This is a genomic window from Cellulomonas sp. KH9 (genome assembly GCF_900114185.1).
GTDB lineage: Bacteria > Actinomycetota > Actinomycetes > Actinomycetales > Cellulomonadaceae > Cellulomonas.
Genome location: NZ_FOSE01000003.1, coordinates 670,432 through 689,843 on the forward strand (window position 1 = coordinate 670,432; position 19,412 = coordinate 689,843).

Sequence of the window (19,412 nt, forward strand, 5' to 3'; positions counted from 1 at the left end):
CCGGGTCCGCCGGACGCCGACAGGCGTCGGCCGGACGACCCCCCGAACCGGGCGATATGAAGGGTTCGAAGCGTTGACCAGATTCATACTGCGCCGCCTGGGCATCTCCGCCCTGGTGCTGCTCGGCGGCTCGGTGCTCATGTTCGTCCTCACGATCAACTCGGGCGACCCCCTGCAGGACCTTCGTGAGTCGAACGATCCCAACCGCGACAACCTCATCGCCCAGCGGATCACGACCATGGGGCTCGACCTGCCGTGGTACCAGCGGTACTGGCAGTGGCTGACCGGCGCCGCAGGGTGCCTCGTCGGACGCTGCGACCTCGGCACCAACCGCGCCGGGGTCGACGTCGGCAGCATGCTCGAGAACGCCGCCAGCTCCACGCTGCGCCTGGTGGTCGGGGCGACGCTGCTCGCCATCGTCGCCGGTGTCTTCTTCGGCATCCTGACGGCGATCCGGCAGTACTCGGGCTTCGACTACGTCGTCACCTTCTTCGCCTTCCTCTTCTTCTCGCTCCCCGTGTTCTGGGCCGCCGTGCTGCTCAAGGAGTACGGCGCCATCCGGTTCAACGACTGGATCGCGGACCCCTCGGTGAGCCTGTTGACCACCCTCCTCATCGGGGTGGTCCTGGGCGTCGTCGTCCAGGGCGCGCTCGGCGGGGACCTGCGGCGGCGGCTCATGACGGGCGGCGGGACCGCCCTGTTCGTCATCGTCGCCATCACCTACTTCGACGCCGTCGACTGGTGGCGCCGACCCGCCCTCGGCCTGCCGGTCGTCGCGCTCGTCAGCATCGGCGCCGGCGCGCTCATGGTGGCCCTGACGAGCGGGTTCGGTAACCGCCGCGTCGTGCGGGCCGTCGGTGCGACCGTGGGGCTCGGGCTCGTGTCCTACCTCGCGCTCGGCGGCGTCCTCGCGGACCCGACGTGGCCCATCCTCTTCGGCCTGTACGCGGTCGCGGTCGTGATCGCCCTCGCGTGCGGCTGGTTCCTCGGCGGGTTCTCGCGACGCACGGCGATGTGGGCATCGTTCGTCACCGCCACCGTCATGGCCGGCACGGTCGTCATGGACAAGGCGCTCGGCGCCTGGGCCGGGTACCTGCAGCTGCAGCCGCGGCCCATCTCCACGATCGGCTCGCAGACGCCGAACTTCGACGGCACGTTCTGGCAGGACTTCCTCGACAAGGGGACGCAGCTGATCCTGCCCACGGTCGTCCTCACGCTGATCTCCCTCGCGTCGTACACGCGGTACACCCGCGCGTCGATGCTCGAGGTGCTGGAGCAGGACTACGTGCGCACCGCGCGGGCCAAGGGCCTGAGCGAGCGCGAGGTCATCAGCCGTCACGCGTTCCGCAACGCGCTGATCCCGCTGACCACGATCGTCGCGTTCGACTTCGCCGGTCTGATCGGCGGTGCGGTCATCACCGAGGCCGTCTTCGGCTGGAAGGGCATGGGCGAGCTCTTCCGAACCGGCCTCACGCAGGTGGACCCCGGTCCCGTGATGGCGTTCTTCCTCGTCACAGGCGTCGCAGCGGTGGTCATGAACATGCTGGCCGACATCAGCTACGCCTTCCTCGACCCGCGGATCCGGCGGTGAGCCCCGTGAGCAGCGCGGCCCACCCCGTCCCCACCGCGACCGGAGCGCACCATGACTGACCCGAACCAGCACGAGGCCCACGAGGCCATCGTCCCCATGCCCGGCGGCCAGGGGGCCGACCCCGGCAGCCTGCAGCCGGTCACCCGTGTCGAGGACGACCTCGAGGGCGCCACGACCGACAAGTCCTACTCGCAGGGGCAGCTCGTGCTGCGCCGCTTCCTGCGGCACCGCGCGGCGATGATCTCGCTGGCGGTCCTCGTGTTCGTCACGGTGCTCGCGTTCACGTCCATCGGCGTGGGCCCGATCCCGGGGTGGTGGACGTACAACTACCTGCAGCCGGTCGAGGTCGTCAACGGCGGCCGCCCGACGCTCTCGCTGTGGCCCTTCAGCATCGGGGAGCACCCCTTCGGGCAGGACACGATCGGGCGCGACTGGTTCGCCATGGTCATGCGCGGCACGCAGCGGTCGCTCATCATCGCGTTCGTGGTCGGCATCGTCTCGACGCTCGTCGGCACGGCGGTCGGCGCACTCGCGGGCTACTACCGCGGCTGGGTCGAGGCCCTGCTCATGCGCATGACGGACCTGCTCATCGTCATCCCGCTGCTCGCGCTGGCCGCGGCGCTCGGCCAGATCTCGGGCGGCCGCAACATCTTCGTCCTGGCGCTGGTGCTCGGGCTCGTGACCTGGACCGGTCTGGCGCGCCTCGTGCGCGGCGAGATCCTGTCGCTGCGCGAGCGCGAGTTCGTCTCGGCGGCCCGCGCGGTCGGCACGTCGCCGGCGCGCATCATCGTCAAGCACATCCTGCCGAACACGCTGGGCACGATCATCGTGGCGGCGACGCTGTCGATCGCGTCGGCGATCCTGCTGGAGACCTCGCTGTCCTACCTCGGGTTCGGCGTCAAGCCGCCGGACACCTCGCTGGGTCTCCTGATCTCCGACTACCAGAACGCGTTCACGTCGCGTCCGTGGCTGTTCTGGTGGCCCGGCATCTTCATCCTCGGCATCGCCCTCGCCGTCAACTTCATCGGTGACGGCCTGCGCGACGCGTTCGACCCGCGGCAGAACAGGAAGAAGGACTGATGACGGTCACCACGGATGCCGGCACCACGCCGAGCGACGACCGTGTCCTGAGCTTCGACGGGCTCGACGTCCGTTTCACCACCGAGTTCGGCTCCGTCCACGCCGTCAAGGGCATCTCGCTCGACGTGCGTCCGGGTGAGGTCGTCGCGCTCGTCGGCGAGTCGGGCTCCGGCAAGTCGGTCACGTCCATGACCGCGCTGGGCCTCCTGCCGAAGAACGCCCGCGTCGGCGGGAACGTCGAGGTCGCGGGCAAGTCCGTCGGCTCCCTCGACAGCCGCGGCCTGCGGCGGCTGCGCGGCAACGACGTGGCGATGGTCTTCCAGGAGCCGATGACGGCACTCAACCCGGTGCTGACCATCGGCCTGCAGATGAGCGAGGCGCTCGAGCTGCACGGGATCGCCTACGGTCGCGCTGCGCTGGACCGCGCGGTCGAGCTGCTGCGCATGGTGGGCATCCCGGAGCCGGAGCGACGGATCAAGCAGTACCCGCACGAGCTGTCCGGCGGTCAGCGCCAGCGCGTGGTCATCGCGCTCGCGATCAGCTGCAACCCGCGGGTGATCATCGCCGACGAGCCGACCACGGCCCTCGACGTCACCGTCCAGGCCGACATCCTCGACCTGCTGCGGTCCCTCAAGGACCAGCTCGACACCGGCATCCTGCTGATCACCCACAACATGGGCGTCGTGGCGGACATGGCCGACCGGGTGGCGGTCATGTTCAAGGGCGAGATCGTCGAGCGGGGGACCGTCGACGAGGTGCTCAACCGCCCGCAGCACCCGTACACCCGACGGCTCCTCGAGGCCGTGCCCCACCTCGGGCGCGGTCCCGGCCAGTTCGGGACGTCGCGGCACGCCGCCGACTCGGTCGACCTGGTCGGCGCGCCCGCGCTGGAGGTCAAGAACGTCGTCATCGAGTACCACCGCACCGGCAAGCCGCCGTTCCGCGCCGTCGACGACGTGTCGTTCGAGGTCCGGCAGGGCGAGGTCGTCGGGCTCGTGGGCGAGTCCGGCTCGGGCAAGTCCACCCTCGGCCGGGCGGCGCTGGGTCTCATCGAGCCCGCCGCCGGGGAGATCTCGCTGTTCGGCGAGCGCTTCACGGGGATGAGCGCGAAGGCCTCGAAGCGGCTCCGCCGCCGGATCGGTGTCATCTTCCAGGACCCGGCCGCGTCCCTGAACCCGCGCCTGCCGATCGGCGACGTCATCAGCGAGCCGATGATCGTGCACGGTGTCGGCGACCGCCGCTCGCGGCAGAAGACGGTGTACGAGCTGCTCGACGCCGTGCACCTGCCGCGCAGCGTGTTCAACCGGTACCCGCACGAGCTCTCCAGTGGTCAGCGCCAGCGGGTCTCCGTGGCCCGCGCGCTCACGCTCGAGCCGGAGCTCCTCGTCGCCGACGAGCCGACGTCCGCGCTGGACGTGTCCGTGCAGGCCAGCGTGCTCGCGATGTTCACCGAGCTGCAGGAGCGGTACCGCTTCGCGTGCCTGTTCGTGTCGCACGACCTCGCGGTCGTGGACCTGCTGGCGCACCGGGTCGTGGTGCTGCGCGACGGCAAGATCGTCGAGCACGGTGACCGCGAGCAGGTGCTCCAGCACCCGCGTGAGGAGTACACGCAGCGGCTGCTGGCCGCGGCGCCCGTGCCCGAGCCGGGCGAGCAGCGCCGGCGGCGCGAGGAGCGGCACCGCCTGCTCGAGAGCCTCGGCGACGAGGTCACGGCGCTGCAGGTCGACCCGCAGCGTGAGCACGGCCCGCTCGACGACAGCACCCGCGAGTAGTCGGGTCCGGCGGTAGGCGTGCGCCCGTCCGGCCTGCTCCGGGCGGGCGCACGCTCGCGCGCGGGCGTGCTCGGCGTGCTCACCCTGCTCGTCGCCACGGTGACGGGCGTCGGTGGCGTCGTCCTCGCCGCTGCGGGCGCGTCGGCGGTGGCGACGGCACGGGACGTCCTGGCGACCGCCCCTGACCACGACGCCGTGCTCGTGGTGCGCACGCGCCTCGGCCCGGACGCGGGACGGCAGCAGGCCGCGCTCGAGCGGGCGCTCGGCGACCGCTTCGGTGCCGTGCCGCTCGGCGTCGGCCGCTCGCTGGTGAGCCCGCCGTTGCGGGCCGCCGACGCCTCGGGCGGTGAGGTGGTGCTGCGGACCGCGGCGCAGGACGCCGCCGGCCCGTCCTCGGCCGCACCCGGACCGGGCGAGGTGCTCGTCACCGACGACGTCGCCGCCGACCTCGGCGTCGAGCCGGGCGGCGTCCTCGCCCTCGAGGCGGGGGAGCTCGCGGTCGTCACCGCACCGCAGGACGTGCTCGACGGCACGAGGTCCGCGGGCGACACCGACGCCCGGTCCGGCGAGCACGCCGAGGGGACCGTGGCCGAGGCGACGCTGCTCGAGCTCGTCGACGCGCCGTTCGTCGAGTGGACGGTGCGACCCGTCGCCGATGCCGTCGAGGTCGACGACCTGCGTCGCCTGGCCGACGTCGGTGGTGGTCTCGAGCCGGCGCTGGCACGGGTCGACGACCTCGCCGTGCGCGGGCTCACCGTGGACGGCGGCCTGCCGGCGACGGCGGCACGCGCGGTCCAGGCCGCGGCGACGGTCCGGACGGCCGGCCTCGTGCCGGTGGTCCTGCTCGCACTCGTCGCCGCGGTCGCGGTGCACCAGGTGGTGCGGCTCGTGGTGGCCGCCCGCGCCGGTGACGTCGGCGTGCTGGTCTCGCGCGGTGCCGACGGGGCGCGCCTGGTCCGCTGGGCCGCGGCCGAGGTCGCGGTCGTCGCGCTCACGGGCGGCGCGGTCGGTGCCGCGGCCGCCCTGGCCGTGGCGGGCGGCGATCGGGCCGGGTCCGCCCTCGTGCCGGCCGTGGCCGTCGCCGGGCTCCTGACCGCCACCGTCGCCGTGACGGTCGCCGTCGTGGGGACCGCGCGGCAGGTGCGCTCGTCGGCGGGCGCGGGTGCTGCGGCGGGTGCGGGACGGCTGCGGGGCGTGGCCGCCGTCGGGTCGCTCGTCGCTGCACCGCTCGTCGCGGTCCTGACGTCGTGGCGGCTGCTGCGCAGCGACGGCGCGCCCGGGGACGCGACGGGCCCGGACCTGCTGGCCGTGGCCGCACCGGCCGCGGTGCTCCTCGCCTGCGCCGTCGTCGGCCTCGGGGTGCTCGTCCCGGTGGCGCGGGCGGCCGAGCTCGTGTCCGTCCGGCGCCGTCCGTTCCCGCCCGCGTACGTCGCGCGGCAGGTCGCGCGCCGCCGCGACCAGCACGCGGCAGCCGTCGTGCTGCTCGTGCTCGCGGTCGGCACGGCGGGCGTCGCGGCGTCGTACGCGGCGTCGGTCGCGCAGCACCGGGACGACCTCGCCGCGCTGGGGGCCGGCGCGGACGTGACGGTGGCGGTGCCGGGCGGGGACACCCCCGACCGGGACGTCGCGACGTCGGCGGTGCCCTACGCCGACCTGGCGGACGTCACCGCCGCGGCGTCCGTGCTGCGGTCGGACGGGACCATCGCGGACGGCCAGGTCGCACTGACGGCGCTGCCCGTGGCGCAGGCGGACGCCGTCGTGGGTGCACCCGTCGACCTCGGCCCGCACCGCGCGGCGCTCACCGGGCCCGCCGACCCCGGGACGCGTCCCGCACTGGGAGGCGGCGCACGGACGCTCGAGCTGGAGCTGCGGGTCGCGCTGTCGCCCGCCCCGGGCGCGGCGGAGGTTCCGACCGCCGCCCCCGTCGGTGTCGCCGCGTGGCTCGCCGACGCCGACGGCGGCCTCACCCGCCTGGACCTGGGCGCCGTCACCCCGACCGCACCCGGACCGACGGTCGCCGTCCTGCGGGCGGACCTGCCCGGTGCGGGCCCCTACCGGCTCGCCGCCCTCGACGTCGGTGCGCGGACCGCGCGGGCGACGCTCGAGGTCGCGGTGGTGCGGCTGGCGGCCGTGTCGCCGGACGGTGCCGTGGACGTCCCGCTGCCCACGACCCCGTGGGAGCCGGCGGTCGCGGTGCGCCAGGGCGTGGTCGAGGCCGGGAGCACGGGCGCGACGGGCGTGCGGGCCGTCCTCACCGGCGCGCCCGACGGCGGCCCCGCCCCGGCGAGCGTCCGCCTCCTCCCGCCCGCCGCCGCCGGTGTGCCGGCCGTGGTCACCCCCGCCCTGGTCGACCGTGCGGACCTGGCCGTGGGCGACCGCGTGCGCATGGCGCTCGCCGGCCCCGAGGTGGTGCTCGAGGTCGTCGGGGTCGTCGACGCGGTCCCCGGTGCCCTCGACGCCGAGGCCGTGCTCGTCGACCTCGACCTGCTCGGGCAGAGCCTGCTGCACGGCCGCGCCACCCCCGTGCCGCCGGACGAGATCTGGCTCGCCGTCGCCGACCGCTCCGCCGGGGTGGCGGACGCGGCGGCCGCGCTCGCCGGACCGGGCGCCGCGGTCTCGACGTCGACCGCGTCCGCCACCGACGCGGCGGCCCCCGTCGTCGCGGCGTTCCGGACGACCGCCGCGGTCGCCGTCGCCCTCGCGCTGACCGGTGCCGGTGCGGTCGCCGTGGTGCTCGTGCGGGGGCGTCGGCGGGAGGTCGTGGTGCTCCGCGCGGTCGGCCAGCCGGCGGGTACGCAGGCGCGGGCCCGGGCGGCCGAGCACCTGGCCGTCGCGCTCGCGGCCGTCGCCCTCGGGGCGGCGGGCGGCGCGGTGACGGCGGCGGCGCTGGTCCCGGCGCTCGTGCGGTCGACCGTGCCCGTCCCGGGCCCGTTGCCGGTGCGTCTCGCCGTGGACACGGCCGGGGCCGTCGGGCCGCTGCTCGTGCTCCTGCTCGGCGTGGGGGCGCTCGCGCTGGGCGCCGCCCTGCGGGTCCGCGGTCAGGCGCTCGACCACGAGCACCGGGAGGAGATCGCGTGAACGCCGTGCAGCTCGTGCGCCGGACCGCCGCCGCGCACGCGTCCGTCCCGCTGGCGCTCGGGCTGCTCGTCGTCCTGGTGGCGCTCGCCGCGACCGCGTGGCCGCGGCTGCTCGCCGGCGTCGGCGACCGGCAGGTCACCCACGAGGTCGCCCGCGCCGGCCCGCTGTCCCGCGACGTCGTCGCCGTCGTGCCCGGGGCCTGGCCGCGCCCGCCCGCCCCCGCCGACGGCGCCGGGCTCCCGGCGGACGTCGCCGCGGTGCACGCCGGCAACCTCGCCTTCCTCGACCGCGTCCGTGCCGAGCAGCCGGAGCCGCTGCGCTCGATCCTCGGCGACCCGCACCTCACCGTCGAGACGGGCCGGGTGCGCATCGCCGCCGCCCCCGAGGGCGTCGTCGGGTCGCCCGAGGTCACGCTCAAGGTCGACCCGCTGCTGGGCGAGCAGGTCGAGCTCACGGCGGGTGCGTGGCCCGCCGCGCCCACGGTGGTCCAGCCGTTCGACGACCTCACGCAGGAGCAGTACCGCGACCTCACGGTCGGGGAGGTCGCGGACCGCCGTGCCCGCGCCGACGCCGCGACGGGGGCGCTCGAGGTCGTCCTCGCCGAGGCCGCCGCGCAGACCCTCGAGTGGCCGGTCGGGTCCGAGCGGACCGTCCCGGGGACCGGTGTGCCGCTACGCCTCACGGGGACGTTCCGGCCCGTCGACCCCGACGCGCCCTTCTGGGCGCACAACCCCCACAGCGCGAGCGCGCACGTCGTCGACGACCTCGACCGCGGGACCTCCGCGGTCGCCTCCGCGTACCTCGACCCGGCGTGGGACGGTGCCCTCCCGGTGGGCTTCCCGGTGGGCACCGTGAGCACCCGCGTCTGGTTCCCGGTCGCGGGTGACGCCGTCGCCGCGGACCAGGTCGACACCACCTCGGCCCAGCTCCGCAGCCTCGTCGCGGCCGATGTGCCCTGGGCCGGCACCGGCGCGACGCTCGCCCTGTCCACCGACCTGCCGGACGTGCTCGAGCAGGTGCGTGCGCAGCAGCGCACCACGGCGACCGTGCTCGCCGTCGTCGCCGCGGGTCCCGTCGGCGTCGTGCTCGCCGTCTTCTGGCTCGGTGCGCGGCTCGTGACGTCCCGGCGGCGCACGGCGCTCGGCCTCGTGGCCGGCCGCGGCGGGACCGGGCCCCAGCTGCGGGCCGCGCTCGCGCTGGAGGGGCTCGTCGTCGGCCTGCCGGCCGCAGCCGTGGGCGCGCTCCTCGCCGTCCGCCTCGTGCCCGGCACCCTGACGGCGGGCGACCTCGTCGTGCCGCTCCTGGTCGGGCTCGTCCCGGCCGTCGCGCTCGCGGCCGCCCCGCTGCCCGGCGGCCTGCCCGAGCGCCGGGCCGACGTCGGGCGCACCCGCGCACGCCTGCGGGTCGGCACCGAGTGCGCGGTCCTCGCCCTGGCGGCCGTGGGGGTCGTGCTCGTGCTCGGGCGGGACCCCGCGGCGAGCACGTCCGCGGGTGTCGACCCCCTGGTGGCCGCGGTCCCGCTGCTGCTCGCCCTGGCCGCCTGCGTGCTGGTCCTGCGCGTCTACCCGTGGCCGCTGCGCGCGGTCGAGCGGGTGCTGCACCGGCGCCGTGACCTCCCGCTCTTCCTCGGTGCCGCCCGCGCCGTCCGCGAGCCCACGGGTGGTCTGGTCCCGGCCGCCGCGCTCGTCGTGGGCGTGGGTGTCGCGGTGTTCTCCACGGTGCTCACCAGCACGCTCGCGCACGCCGTCGAGTCGACCGCGTGGCGCTCGCTGGGCGCCGACATCCGGGTCAGCGGTCCCATCGTCACGCCCGAGCTCGCGGCACGGGTCGCCGCCGTCGACGGCGTCGGGGACGTCGCCCGCCTCGCGGACGCCGGCCGGGTGCACCTCACGGGCGCCGGGGACTCCCGACGGGTCGCGCTCGTCGCGGTGGACGCGCGCGCGATGCGCGGCGTGCAGGCCGGGGCTGTCGGTGTGCCGCCGGTGCCGGTAGGGCTGGCCGGCGCCGACGGTGGCCGGCTGCCCGCGCTCATCGCCACCGCGGTGGGCGTCGCGCCGGGGCAGGACGGCCTGCGGGTCGCGGTCGGCGACGGCGTCGACCTGGCGGTCGTCGCCGTCGCCGACGCCGTGGGCGGTGCCCGCGTCGTCGACGACGCCGCCGTCGTCGTCGACGCCGCGACGCTCGAGGAGCTCACGGGGACGGCGCTGCGGCCCCGCGTCCTGCTCGTCGACGTCGCCGACGGCGTCGACCCGGAGGTCGTCCGCGAGCGGGTGCGGGCCGCCGTGCCCGGTGCGCGGACCGAGTCGCTCGCGGACGCCACCGCGACGTACTTCGACGCCCCGACGACCGCCGGGACGGCCCAGGCGCTGCGCGTGGCCGTCGGTCTGTCCGCGCTGCTGGTCGTCGTCGCCCTCGTCCTGACCCAGATGCTCGCCGCGCCCCGGCGCGCCGGCGTCCTCGCCGTGCTCCGCGCCCTCGGGACGGAGCCGCGCGGGTCCCGCCACGTCGTGGCCTGGGAGCTCGCCCCGCTCGCGCTGGCCGCCCTCGTCGCGGGCGCCCTGCTCGGCGTCGCGGTGCCGGCCGTCGTGCTCGGTGCGCTCGACGTGGGCGCGCTCACGGGCGGGGCCGCACCGTCGCGTCCCGTCCTGGACCCGCTGCTGCTCGGGGCGGTCGGCGCCGGGCTGCTGGTCGTGACGGCCGGGGCCGTCGTCGCGTCGACCTCGATCAGCAGCCGTGCGGACGTCGCCGCACGGCTCCGCCTCGGTGAGGATGGGTGACATGACCACGACCAGCGCACCGCCGTCGGCGGCCTGGCGGGACGGGCCGCACGCGGCCGAGCCGGACATCCTCTGCGAGGGGCTCGTACGGATCTACTCGACCGAGGGGATCGAGGTGCAGGCCCTGCAGGGCCTGGACCTGCGGGTCGCCCGGGGCGACGTCGTCGCCCTCGTCGGCGCGTCGGGGTCCGGCAAGTCGACCCTGCTCACCATCCTCTCGGGTCTCGACCGGCCGACCGGTGGCCGCGCGGTCGTGGCGGGCACGGACCTCGGGTCCCTGGGCCGGCGGGAGCGGGCGCACTACCAGCGGCACACCGTGGGGTTCGTCCGGCAGCAGACCTCCCGCAACCTCCTGCCCTACCTCACCGCCGCGGAGAACGTCGCCGTCCCCCTCGTGCTGAGTCGCGCGCGCGACCGGACCCGCCGCGCCGGCGAGCTCCTGGACCTGCTCGACGTCGGCCACTGCCGCGACCGCCGCCCGGCGGAGATGAGCGGCGGGGAGCAGCAGCGGGTGGCCATCGCGGTCGCTCTCGCGAACCAGCCGCGCGTCCTGCTCGCCGACGAGCCGACCGGCGAGCTCGACCGCGCGACGAGCGCCGAGGTCCTCGATGCGCTGCGGGGCGCATCCGAGGCGCTCGGGCTGACCGTCCTGGTCGTCACGCACGACCCGACGGTGTCCGAGCACGTGCGCCGGACGGTCCAGATCCGCGACGGCCGGACGTCGACCGAGGTGCTGCGCCGCGTCGAGGTGGACGAGCACGGCGCGGAGCAGCACGTCGCCGAGGAGTTCGCCGTGCTCGACCGCGCCGGACGGCTGCAGGTCCCCGAGGAGTTCGTCACCGCGCTGGGCCTGCAGGACCGCGTCCGGCTGGCGCTGGAGGCCGACCACCTGGGCGTGTGGCCCGACGGGTCGCGACGGGAGGACGGGTGACGACGACGACGGCCCAGGTGCTGCAGGCGCACGCGGTCACCCGGGTGTTCCGGGGCCGGTCGGCCGCGGTGCACGCGCTGCGCGGGGTGAGCCTCGGGGTCGCGCCCGGTGAGCTGCTGGTGGTGCGCGGGCCGTCCGGGTCGGGCAAGACGACCCTGCTCAACGTGCTCGGCGGCCTGGACCGGCCGACGACGGGGCGCGTCCTGCTGGGCGACCGTGAGCTGTCGGCGCTGCCGGAGGACGAGGTGCTCGCGCTGCGACGCACCCGCCTGGGCTACGTCTTCCAGTCCTTCGGCCTCATCCCCGTGCTCTCCGCGGCGGAGAACGTCGAGGTGCCGCTGCGGCTGCTCGAGGTGCCCGTTGCCGAGCGTGACGAGCGCGTCCGGCGGGCGCTGGAGACGGTCGGGCTCGCGGGGCACGCCCACCAGCGGCCCGCCGAGCTGTCGGGCGGTCAGCAGCAGCGGGTGGGGATCGCGCGGGCGCTGGTCGCCGAGCCCGACGTGCTGCTCGCCGACGAGCCGACGGGGCAGCTCGACTCGCGGACCGCCGCCGTCGTCTCCGACCTCGTCCGCGACCTCACGCACCGGCGGGGCCTGGCCGCGGTGATCACGACGCACGACCCGGTCCTCATGGAGCGGGCGGACCGCGTCGTCGACCTCGTCGACGGCGAGCTGCACGGCTGACGGGCGCGGGCGCCGTCCGGCCCGTCCTGCGCCGACCGTCCGCGTCCGTCTCGTCGGCGTCCCTCCTGGTCTCGGCCGTTCCCCCCGGTCCGGACGGATTCGGGGCTCTTGTGGGGTCAAGTCCGCGCGTTCGGTCGCCGATGCCCCGGTGTGCGTGGCAGGGTCCCGTCCGGGCGGCGGGAGCGCCGCGGACGGTGCAGGAGGCGCACGGTGACGAGCAGGTGGACGAGGGTGCCGACGGCATCACGACGGACGGCGGCAGCCGTGGTGCTGCTGATCGGGGCGGGGACGACGGCGGGCTGCGGTGCCGACCCGGTGGACCCCGCGCGTGCGGGGACGGTGGTGGTCACCACGGACCTGCCCTTCGCCTCGCTCAACGGGGCCACGCCCGCGGGTCGCGCCCCGGGCAGCGTCCTGGTGCGCGGCCTGGTGCAGTCCGGCTTCACGACCCTCGGTCCGGACGGCTCCGTCACCCCCGACCCGACGTTCGGCACGGTGGAGAAGGTCGCGGACGCCCCGCTGACCGTGCGGTACACGGTCGCGCCCACGGCCACCTGGTCGGACGGCGTCCCCGTCACCCCGGCCGACCTGCTGCTGGAGTGGGCCGCACGCAGCGGGCAGCTCGACGAGGTGGTGCCCGAGCTCGGTGGGGACGGCGAGCCGGTCGAGCCCGCCGACGACGTCGTCCTGTTCGGGGCCACGTCGGCCGCGCTGGTGCGCGCGTCGGCGGTGCCCGTGGTGGACGGTGCCACGCTCACCGTCGTCTACGACGTGCCCGTCGCGGACTGGCAGGTCGCGCTCGACGTGAACCTGCCCGCGCACGTGGTCGGGCGTCTCGCGCTCGACCGGTCGGCGCCCGACCTGCCGGCCCCGACGACGTCACCGGCGTCGACCGCCACGCCGTCGGACGGGACCACACCGACCGGCTCGACCACGCCGACCGGCTCGGCCGCGCCGACCGGCTCGGCCGCGCCGACCGGCTCGGCCACGCCCGCGGCGTCGCCCGCCCCCGGCCAGGACGCCACCGCGGAGCCCGCGGCCTGGGCGCAGGCGGTGGTGACCGCCGTGCAGCAGCAGGACCGTGCGGCGCTGGCGGCGATCTCCCGGGTGTGGCGGGCCGCCGGGCGGGCGGGTGACGTCGCCGCCGACCCCGTGCTCACCACGACGACCGGGCCGTACGTGCTGTCCCGTGCCGGTGCGGACCGGGTCGAGGTGGTCCGCAACGAGGTGTACGAGGGCCGGCGTCCGGCCGCCTTCGACACCGTGGTCGTCCGCAGCGACCTGGACCCGCTGGCACAGGTCGAGGCCCTCGCCGACGGGTCGGTCGACGTGGCGGCCCCCATCAGCACGCCCGACGTGCTCGAGGCGGCCGTCGGGCTGGGGGAGGACGCCGTGGTGACGACGGGTGGGGACGCGGTGCTCCAGGTCGTCGTCCAGGAGGGCGCCGGAGGCGTCTTCGACCCGGCTGCGCACGCCGCGGCGCCCGACCCCGCCGCGGCGGCCGCCGCGGCGCGTCGGGCGTTCCTCGTGACGGTCGCGCGGGACGAGTCGGTGCGTCACGCGTTCGGGATGCTGGTGGACCGGGCGGAGGTCTCCGACGTCGTCGCGGCACAGGTGGGGCCCGAGGCGCCCGCGGCCGGTGCGGTCCCTGCCCCCGTGGAGGCCGGTGGGCTGCCGGACCCGGGCGCCGACCCGGTGCCGGTGCGCGCGCTCGTCAACACCGACGACCCGGTGCGCGCAGCGGTGCTCGGCGGGGTGGTCGAGCGTGCCCGTGAGGCCGGCTTCGCCGTCGAGCCGGTCGAGGTCACCGACCCCGGTGCGGCGCTGCGCGCGCGGCCGGAGGACTGGGACGTCGCGATCGTCCCGGTGCCCCAGGAGGACCTTCCGGTGGCGTCCTTCGTAACGCGCTGGCGCACCGGCGGTGCCACCAACGTCACCCGGCACACCGACGCCGCGCTCGACGCCCTGCTCGACGCGCTCGCGACGCAGCCGGACGCGGCCGCGGCGGCGGCCGGCGTGGCAGAGGCCTCGGACGCCCTCGTGGCCTCCGGCGCGGTGCTGCCGATCGCGCGGACGCCCGTCCTCACGGTCCGCGCCGCGCGGGACCCCGCGGACGCCGGCGGACTGCCCGTCGTGGCCGACGTGCCGGTGCTGACGCCCGCTGCGGCAGACCTCACATGGTGGTGGGACTGGACGCGGCGGTAGGGTGGAACGCTGCGCCGACGCCCGGCGTATCCCCCAGCCTCCTGAGATGAGTACCCGCATGCCCGCAACCGACCAGGCCACCGGCGCCGCCGTGCGCTCCGACCTGCGCAACGTCGCCATCGTCGCGCACGTCGACCACGGCAAGACGACCCTCGTCGACGCGATGCTCTGGCAGTCCGGCGCGTTCGGCGCGCACGACCACGTGGACGAGCGTGCGATGGACTCGGGTGACCTGGAGCGCGAGAAGGGCATCACGATCCTCGCGAAGAACACGGCGATCCGGTACTCGGGTCCCGCTGCCGCGAAGATCGGCCAGCCCGACGGTGTGACGATCAACGTCATCGACACCCCCGGCCACGCCGACTTCGGCGGCGAGGTCGAGCGCGGCCTGTCGATGGTCGACGGCGTCGTCCTGCTCGTGGACGCGTCCGAGGGCCCGCTGCCGCAGACCCGCTTCGTGCTGCGCAAGGCGCTCGCCGCCAAGCTGCCCGTGATCCTGCTCGTCAACAAGGTCGACCGCCCCGACGCGCGTATCGACGAGGTCGTCCACGAGGCGACCGACCTGCTGCTCGGCCTGGCGTCCGACCTCCACGAGGAGGTCCCGGACCTCGACCTCGACGCGATCCTCGACGTGCCGGTCGTCTACGCCGCCGCGAAGGTCGGCAAGGCGTCGCTCGAGCAGCCCGCCGACGGTGGCCTGCCGGACAGCCCGGACCTCGAGCCGCTGTTCGCGACGATCCTCGAGAAGATCCCGGCGCCGTCGTACGACCCCGAGGCGCCGCTGCAGGCGCACGTCACCAACCTCGACGCCTCGCCGTTCCTCGGCCGCCTCGCGCTGCTGCGCATCCACAACGGCACGCTGCGCAAGGGGCAGACGGTCGCGTGGGCACGCCACGACGGCACGCTGCAGAACGTGCGCGTCACCGAGCTGCTGGAGACCAAGGCGCTCGACCGCGTCCCGACCGACCAGGCGGGCCCGGGCGAGATCGTGGCCGTCGCCGGCATCGAGGACATCACCATCGGTGAGACCCTCACGGACCCCGACGACCCGCGTCCGCTGCCGCTCATCACGGTCGACGACCCGGCGATCTCCATGACCGTCGGCATCAACACGTCCCCGCTGGCCGGCAAGGGCGGCAAGGGCCACAAGGTCACCGCCCGCCAGGTCAAGGACCGCCTGGACCGCGAGCTCATCGGCAACGTGTCGCTGCGCGTCCTGCCCACCGAGCGTCCCGACGCGTGGGAGGTGCAGGGCCGTGGCGAGCTGGCCCTGGCCATCCTCGTCGAGCAGATGCGCCGCGAGGGCTTCGAGCTCACCGTCGGCAAGCCGCAGGTCGTCACGCGGATCATCGACGGCAAGGTGCACGAGCCCATCGAGCGCATGACCATCGACGTGCCCGAGGAGTACCTCGGTGCCGTCACGCAGCTGCTCGCGCAGCGCAAGGGCCGCATGGAGACGATGAGCAACCACGGCACCGGCTGGGTGCGCATGGAGTTCATCGTCCCGGCGCGCGGCCTCATCGGCTTCCGCACGCGGTTCCTCACCGACACGCGCGGCACCGGCATCGCGTCGTCCATCGCCGAGGGCTTCGAGCCGTGGGCCGGCCCGATCGAGACCCGTGTCAACGGCTCGCTCGTGGCGGACCGGTCGGGTGTCGCGACGCCGTTCGCGATGCTCAACCTCCAGGACCGCGGCACGTTCTTCGTCGAGCCGACGTCCGAGGTGTACGAGGGCATGGTCGTCGGCGAGAACGCGCGCAACGAGGACATGGACGTCAACATCACCAAGGAGAAGAAGCTCAACAACATCAGGTCCTCGACGTCGGAGTCCTTCGAGAACCTGGTGCCGCCGCGCAAGCTCACGCTCGAGGAGTCGCTCGAGTTCGCCCGCGAGGACGAGTGCGTCGAGGTGACGCCCGAGGTCGTGCGCATCCGCAAGGTCGTGCTCGACCAGACCGAGCGGGCCCGCCAGACCGCGCGCAACAAGCGCGCCTGACCCGCGGACGGTGGCACGAGCATGACCGGCGGACTCCTGGCGGTCCACGCGCACCCCGACGACGAGACGCTCGCGACCGGGGCGCTGCTGGCGACGTGGGCGGCTGCGGGGCGTCCCGTCACCGTCGTGACGGCGACCCGCGGGGAGCGTGGCGAGGTCATCGGCAGGCGCTGGGCCCACCTCGAGGGTGACGGCCCGGCGCTCGCCGCTCACCGCGAGGACGAGCTCGCCGCCGCGCTGCGTGCCCTGGGCGTGCGCGACCACGGGTTCCTCGACGAGGCCGTCGCCGCGGACGTCCGCTACGAGGACTCCGGCATGGCGTGGGTCGGGGCCGGTCGTGCCGGCGCGCCGGACGACGTCCCGGACGACGCCTTCGCGTTCGCGCCCCTCGAGGAGGCCGCGGACGCGCTCGCGCGCCTGCTGCGGTCGCGCCGGCCGGCCGTCGTGGTGACCTACGAGCCCGGCGGCGGCTACGGGCACCCCGACCACGTCCGGGCGCACGACGTCACGGCGCTGGCGCTGCAGCTCGCCGCGCGCGAGGACGACACGTACTCGCCCGCGCACGTGGTCCCGGTGGTCCTGTGGTCCGTGGCCGGCCGGGTCGCCCTGCGCCGCGCGCAGGTCGCGCTCGCCGGTGACGCCGTGCTGGCGGCCCTCGGTGCGACGATCGAGCACCTCACGCTGCCGGACCCGGCCGCCGAGCCGCCCTCGATGGCCGTCCCGGACGACGAGGTCGACCTGCTGGTCGACGTCGCGCCCGTCCGTGACCGCGTCCTCGCGGCCCTGCGCGCGCACGCGACGCAGGTGCAGGCGGTGCGCCCGGTGGCCGGCGAGGACGCGCTGGTCGGCTGCTACGCGCTGAGCAACGCCGTGCTGGCCGCCGTGCCCGCCGCGGAGGCCTACCGCTACGCGACCGGCAGCCTGCGCGCCGAGGACGCCGGGCTGACCTGGCCGGCCGGTGCGCGGCCGGTAGCCTGACGCCGTGCAGCTGCCCACCGCCGCGACCCTCTGGCGCGCCGCCGCCTCGTTCGCCCTCGGGCTGCTCGCGGGGACGATCGGCACCGTCATGCACCGTGCCGTCCGCCCCTGGGGGCTGGTGGTGTGCGTGCTCCTCGTCCTCGTCATCGTGCTGACCGCCCGGGCCTGGTGCGGGTGGTTCGGCTACGGGGCGAGCGCGGGTGGTGCCCTCCTCGCGATCCAGGTCCTGGCCACGGGCGGACCCGGCGGGGACGTGCTGGTCCCGGCGGGCGACCTGTGGGGCTGGGGCTGGGTGGGCGGCGCCGTGCTGGCCGTGATCGTCGTCGGGCTCGTGCCCCGGCGCTGGGTCACGGACGACGGGCCGACCGCGCCGTGACCGACGCCGGTGTCACGGCGGACGCCCTGCGGGCCGTGGCGGCCCGGCTGGCGGCGGGGGTCACCGTGGTGGCGGCCCGTCGCCTGGGGGTCGAGCACGCGGCGACGGTGAGCTCGCTGACCTCGGTGTCGCTCGAGCCGCCCCTGGTGCTGTTCTGCGTGCACGTCGACGCCCGGTTGCGCGACGTGCTGGACGACGTCGACACCTGGGCCGTGTCGGTCCTCGCGGACGACCAGGGCGAGGTGGCGGACTGGCTCGCGTCGCCCGGCCGGCCCGCCGTCGGACAGCTCACGCGTGTCCCGCACCGCCCCGGGCCGGTGTCCGGTGCCGCCTGGGTGGACGGTGCGGCCGCCTGGCTGGACTGCCGCACCGAGGCCGTGCACCGGGCCGGGGACCACGACGTCGTCGTCGGCCGCGTGCTCGCCGCCGCCCAGGGCGCGCCCGACGCCGGTGGCCTGGTCCACCTGCGGGGCCGGCTGCGCGGCCTCCGCTAGACCGCGCGGGTGTGCACGTCCCGGGAGGGTCCTGCGGATCGCGGGTGATGATCGGGCACGGAACGCGTCGGGACGCCGTGGCGTGCAGGTCGCGCCCCTAGAATCGCCACGCGCGCGTCGTGCGCGCGTGGGACCAGCACGGGGGATCGATGACGCACGGGACCGACCGCGACACGCCGACCGACGACGCCGCGGAGCGCCCTGTCGGCGGCGTGCCCGACGCGCCTGCGGCGCCCACCGGTGGGACCGGTGCGGGCACCGAGGGGGCTGCGACGACGCCGGACGGTGTCATGACCGGTCCCGGTGAGGCCGGGGAGGTCGACGAGGCCGGGGTCGCGGGGGAGACCGCGACGACCGGGTCGACCGGCGCGAGCGAGGACGGCGTCGGCGACGAGGAGCCCGTCGAGCCCACGGAGCCCGTCGAGTCCGTCGAGCCCGTCGAGTCCGTCGAACCCGTCGAACCCGGCGAGCCCACCGAGCCCAGCGAGTCCGTCCAGGCGGACGACCGTGCCGAGCCCGCCGAGGCCGAGGCCGAGGCCGAGGACGCCGGTGCCGAGCGCGGCACGGACCCGACGACCGCGGACGTGGTCGCCGCGACGCCCGTGGCCGGCACGGGTGCCGGGGCCGGCGCGACCCGCCCCGCCGTCCGCCCGCTCGCGCCCCCGCAGGCCGAGCCGCTCGCCGCGTGGCCGTCCTGGGAGGACGTGGCGGTGACCGCACCCCCGACCGTGCCCGCCGCGGGCGCGAGCGTCGACGTCGACGAGGCCCGGCCCACGGCCGAGGTGCCCCCGACGGACGTGGCGCCCGGTGCCACGGAGCAGGGTGACCCCGCGGAGCCCGAGGGCCACGAGGACGCACCGGCCGCGGCCGGTCCGGCCGACGACGCGCGCGACCCGGACGGCGACCCGCGGCCGGACGTGACCGCGGACCCGCAGCCCCGGCCGGTGCTCGACCTCGGCGGCTTCTCCGCGCTCGCCTTCACCGCGCTCAACGCCGCCTCCGTGGGGGTGCCGGCCCACGCGCTCGCGCAGAGCCGTGTCGACGGTGCCGACGACGCCGGTGCGACCCGCCCCCCGGCGGACGACGGCTCCGCGGCCGAGGGCGCGACCTCCGGCGACCGGCTGGCGGCACCCGGTGAGTCCTCGCGGGACGCGCGCCCGGACGGGACGACAGCCGCGGCGACCGACGACGCCCAGCCGACCGACGACGCCCAGCCGACCGACGACGCCCAGCCGACCGACGACGCCCAGCCGACCGACGACGCCCAGCCGACCGACGACGCAGCGCGTGGCGGTGGGCAGCCGCACGGCACGACCGGCGGACCGGCGTCGGACGACGAGCCCGCCGCCGCGGTGGACGGCCCGGTCGCGGCCGCTCCGACCACGGACGACGAGGAGCCGCGCCCGGTCGGCGACGACCGGACCGACGGCACCCCCGGTGCTGCGACGGCT

Annotated in this window: 13 protein-coding genes; all 13 read left to right on the plus strand. The window is 76.1% G+C overall.

Going from position 1 to position 19,412, the window contains the following annotated elements; translation table 11 throughout:
* The first annotated feature begins 73 nt into the window (after positions 1 to 73).
* Complete coding sequence (locus BMZ16_RS12785) at positions 74 to 1,591, plus strand: ABC transporter permease (RefSeq protein WP_089800961.1); 1,518 nt, start codon at positions 74 to 76, stop codon at positions 1,589 to 1,591.
* A 51-nt stretch (positions 1,592 to 1,642) separates the two neighbouring features.
* Positions 1,643 to 2,671, plus strand: a complete 1,029-nt coding sequence (locus BMZ16_RS12790; protein WP_255366619.1) for an ABC transporter permease — start codon at positions 1,643 to 1,645, stop codon at positions 2,669 to 2,671.
* Positions 2,671 to 4,443 (plus strand): ABC transporter ATP-binding protein, encoded by a 1,773-nt coding sequence (locus BMZ16_RS12795; RefSeq protein WP_089800963.1) that lies wholly within the window; start codon positions 2,671 to 2,673, stop codon positions 4,441 to 4,443. The genes BMZ16_RS12790 and BMZ16_RS12795 overlap by 1 nt, the downstream gene beginning before the upstream one ends.
* Before the next feature lie 75 nt (positions 4,444 to 4,518).
* On the plus strand, positions 4,519 to 7,521 hold the full coding sequence (locus tag BMZ16_RS12800; RefSeq protein WP_143082831.1) for a hypothetical protein: 3,003 nt from the start codon (positions 4,519 to 4,521) through the stop codon (positions 7,519 to 7,521).
* Positions 7,518 to 10,298, plus strand: a complete 2,781-nt coding sequence (locus BMZ16_RS12805) for an FtsX-like permease family protein (RefSeq protein WP_089800966.1) — start codon at positions 7,518 to 7,520, stop codon at positions 10,296 to 10,298. The genes BMZ16_RS12800 and BMZ16_RS12805 overlap by 4 nt, the downstream gene beginning before the upstream one ends.
* Before the next feature lies 1 nt (position 10,299).
* The gene (locus BMZ16_RS12810) at positions 10,300 to 11,229 is read left to right on the plus strand and encodes an ABC transporter ATP-binding protein (RefSeq protein WP_089800968.1); all 930 of its coding nucleotides are present in this window, start codon (positions 10,300 to 10,302) and stop codon (positions 11,227 to 11,229) included.
* Positions 11,226 to 11,912 (plus strand): ABC transporter ATP-binding protein, encoded by a 687-nt coding sequence (locus BMZ16_RS12815; protein ID WP_089800970.1) that lies wholly within the window; start codon positions 11,226 to 11,228, stop codon positions 11,910 to 11,912. The genes BMZ16_RS12810 and BMZ16_RS12815 overlap by 4 nt, the downstream gene beginning before the upstream one ends.
* A 264-nt stretch (positions 11,913 to 12,176) precedes the next feature.
* Positions 12,177 to 14,117 carry an ABC transporter substrate-binding protein gene (locus BMZ16_RS12820; RefSeq protein ID WP_177199692.1) on the plus strand — a complete coding sequence of 647 codons (1,941 nt, stop codon included), beginning with the start codon at positions 12,177 to 12,179 and terminating at the stop codon, positions 14,115 to 14,117.
* A 58-nt stretch (positions 14,118 to 14,175) separates the two neighbouring features.
* Positions 14,176 to 16,113: a translational GTPase TypA gene (typA, locus tag BMZ16_RS12825; RefSeq protein WP_089800974.1), complete on the plus strand. Its 1,938-nt coding sequence runs from the start codon at positions 14,176 to 14,178 to the stop codon at positions 16,111 to 16,113.
* 21 nt (positions 16,114 to 16,134) lie between these two features.
* On the plus strand, positions 16,135 to 17,091 hold the full coding sequence (locus BMZ16_RS12830) for a PIG-L family deacetylase (RefSeq protein ID WP_089800976.1): 957 nt from the start codon (positions 16,135 to 16,137) through the stop codon (positions 17,089 to 17,091).
* A gap of 4 nt (positions 17,092 to 17,095) precedes the next feature.
* A complete protein-coding gene (locus BMZ16_RS12835) occupies positions 17,096 to 17,467 on the plus strand; it encodes a hypothetical protein (RefSeq protein WP_089800978.1) in 372 nt (123 codons plus the stop codon).
* A complete protein-coding gene (locus tag BMZ16_RS12840) occupies positions 17,464 to 17,961 on the plus strand; it encodes a flavin reductase family protein (RefSeq protein ID WP_089800980.1) in 498 nt (165 codons plus the stop codon). The genes BMZ16_RS12835 and BMZ16_RS12840 overlap by 4 nt, the downstream gene beginning before the upstream one ends.
* A 149-nt stretch (positions 17,962 to 18,110) precedes the next feature.
* Positions 18,111 to 19,412 (plus strand): hypothetical protein (locus tag BMZ16_RS12845; protein WP_369822577.1); only part of this gene is annotated, 1,302 nt, incomplete at its 3' end.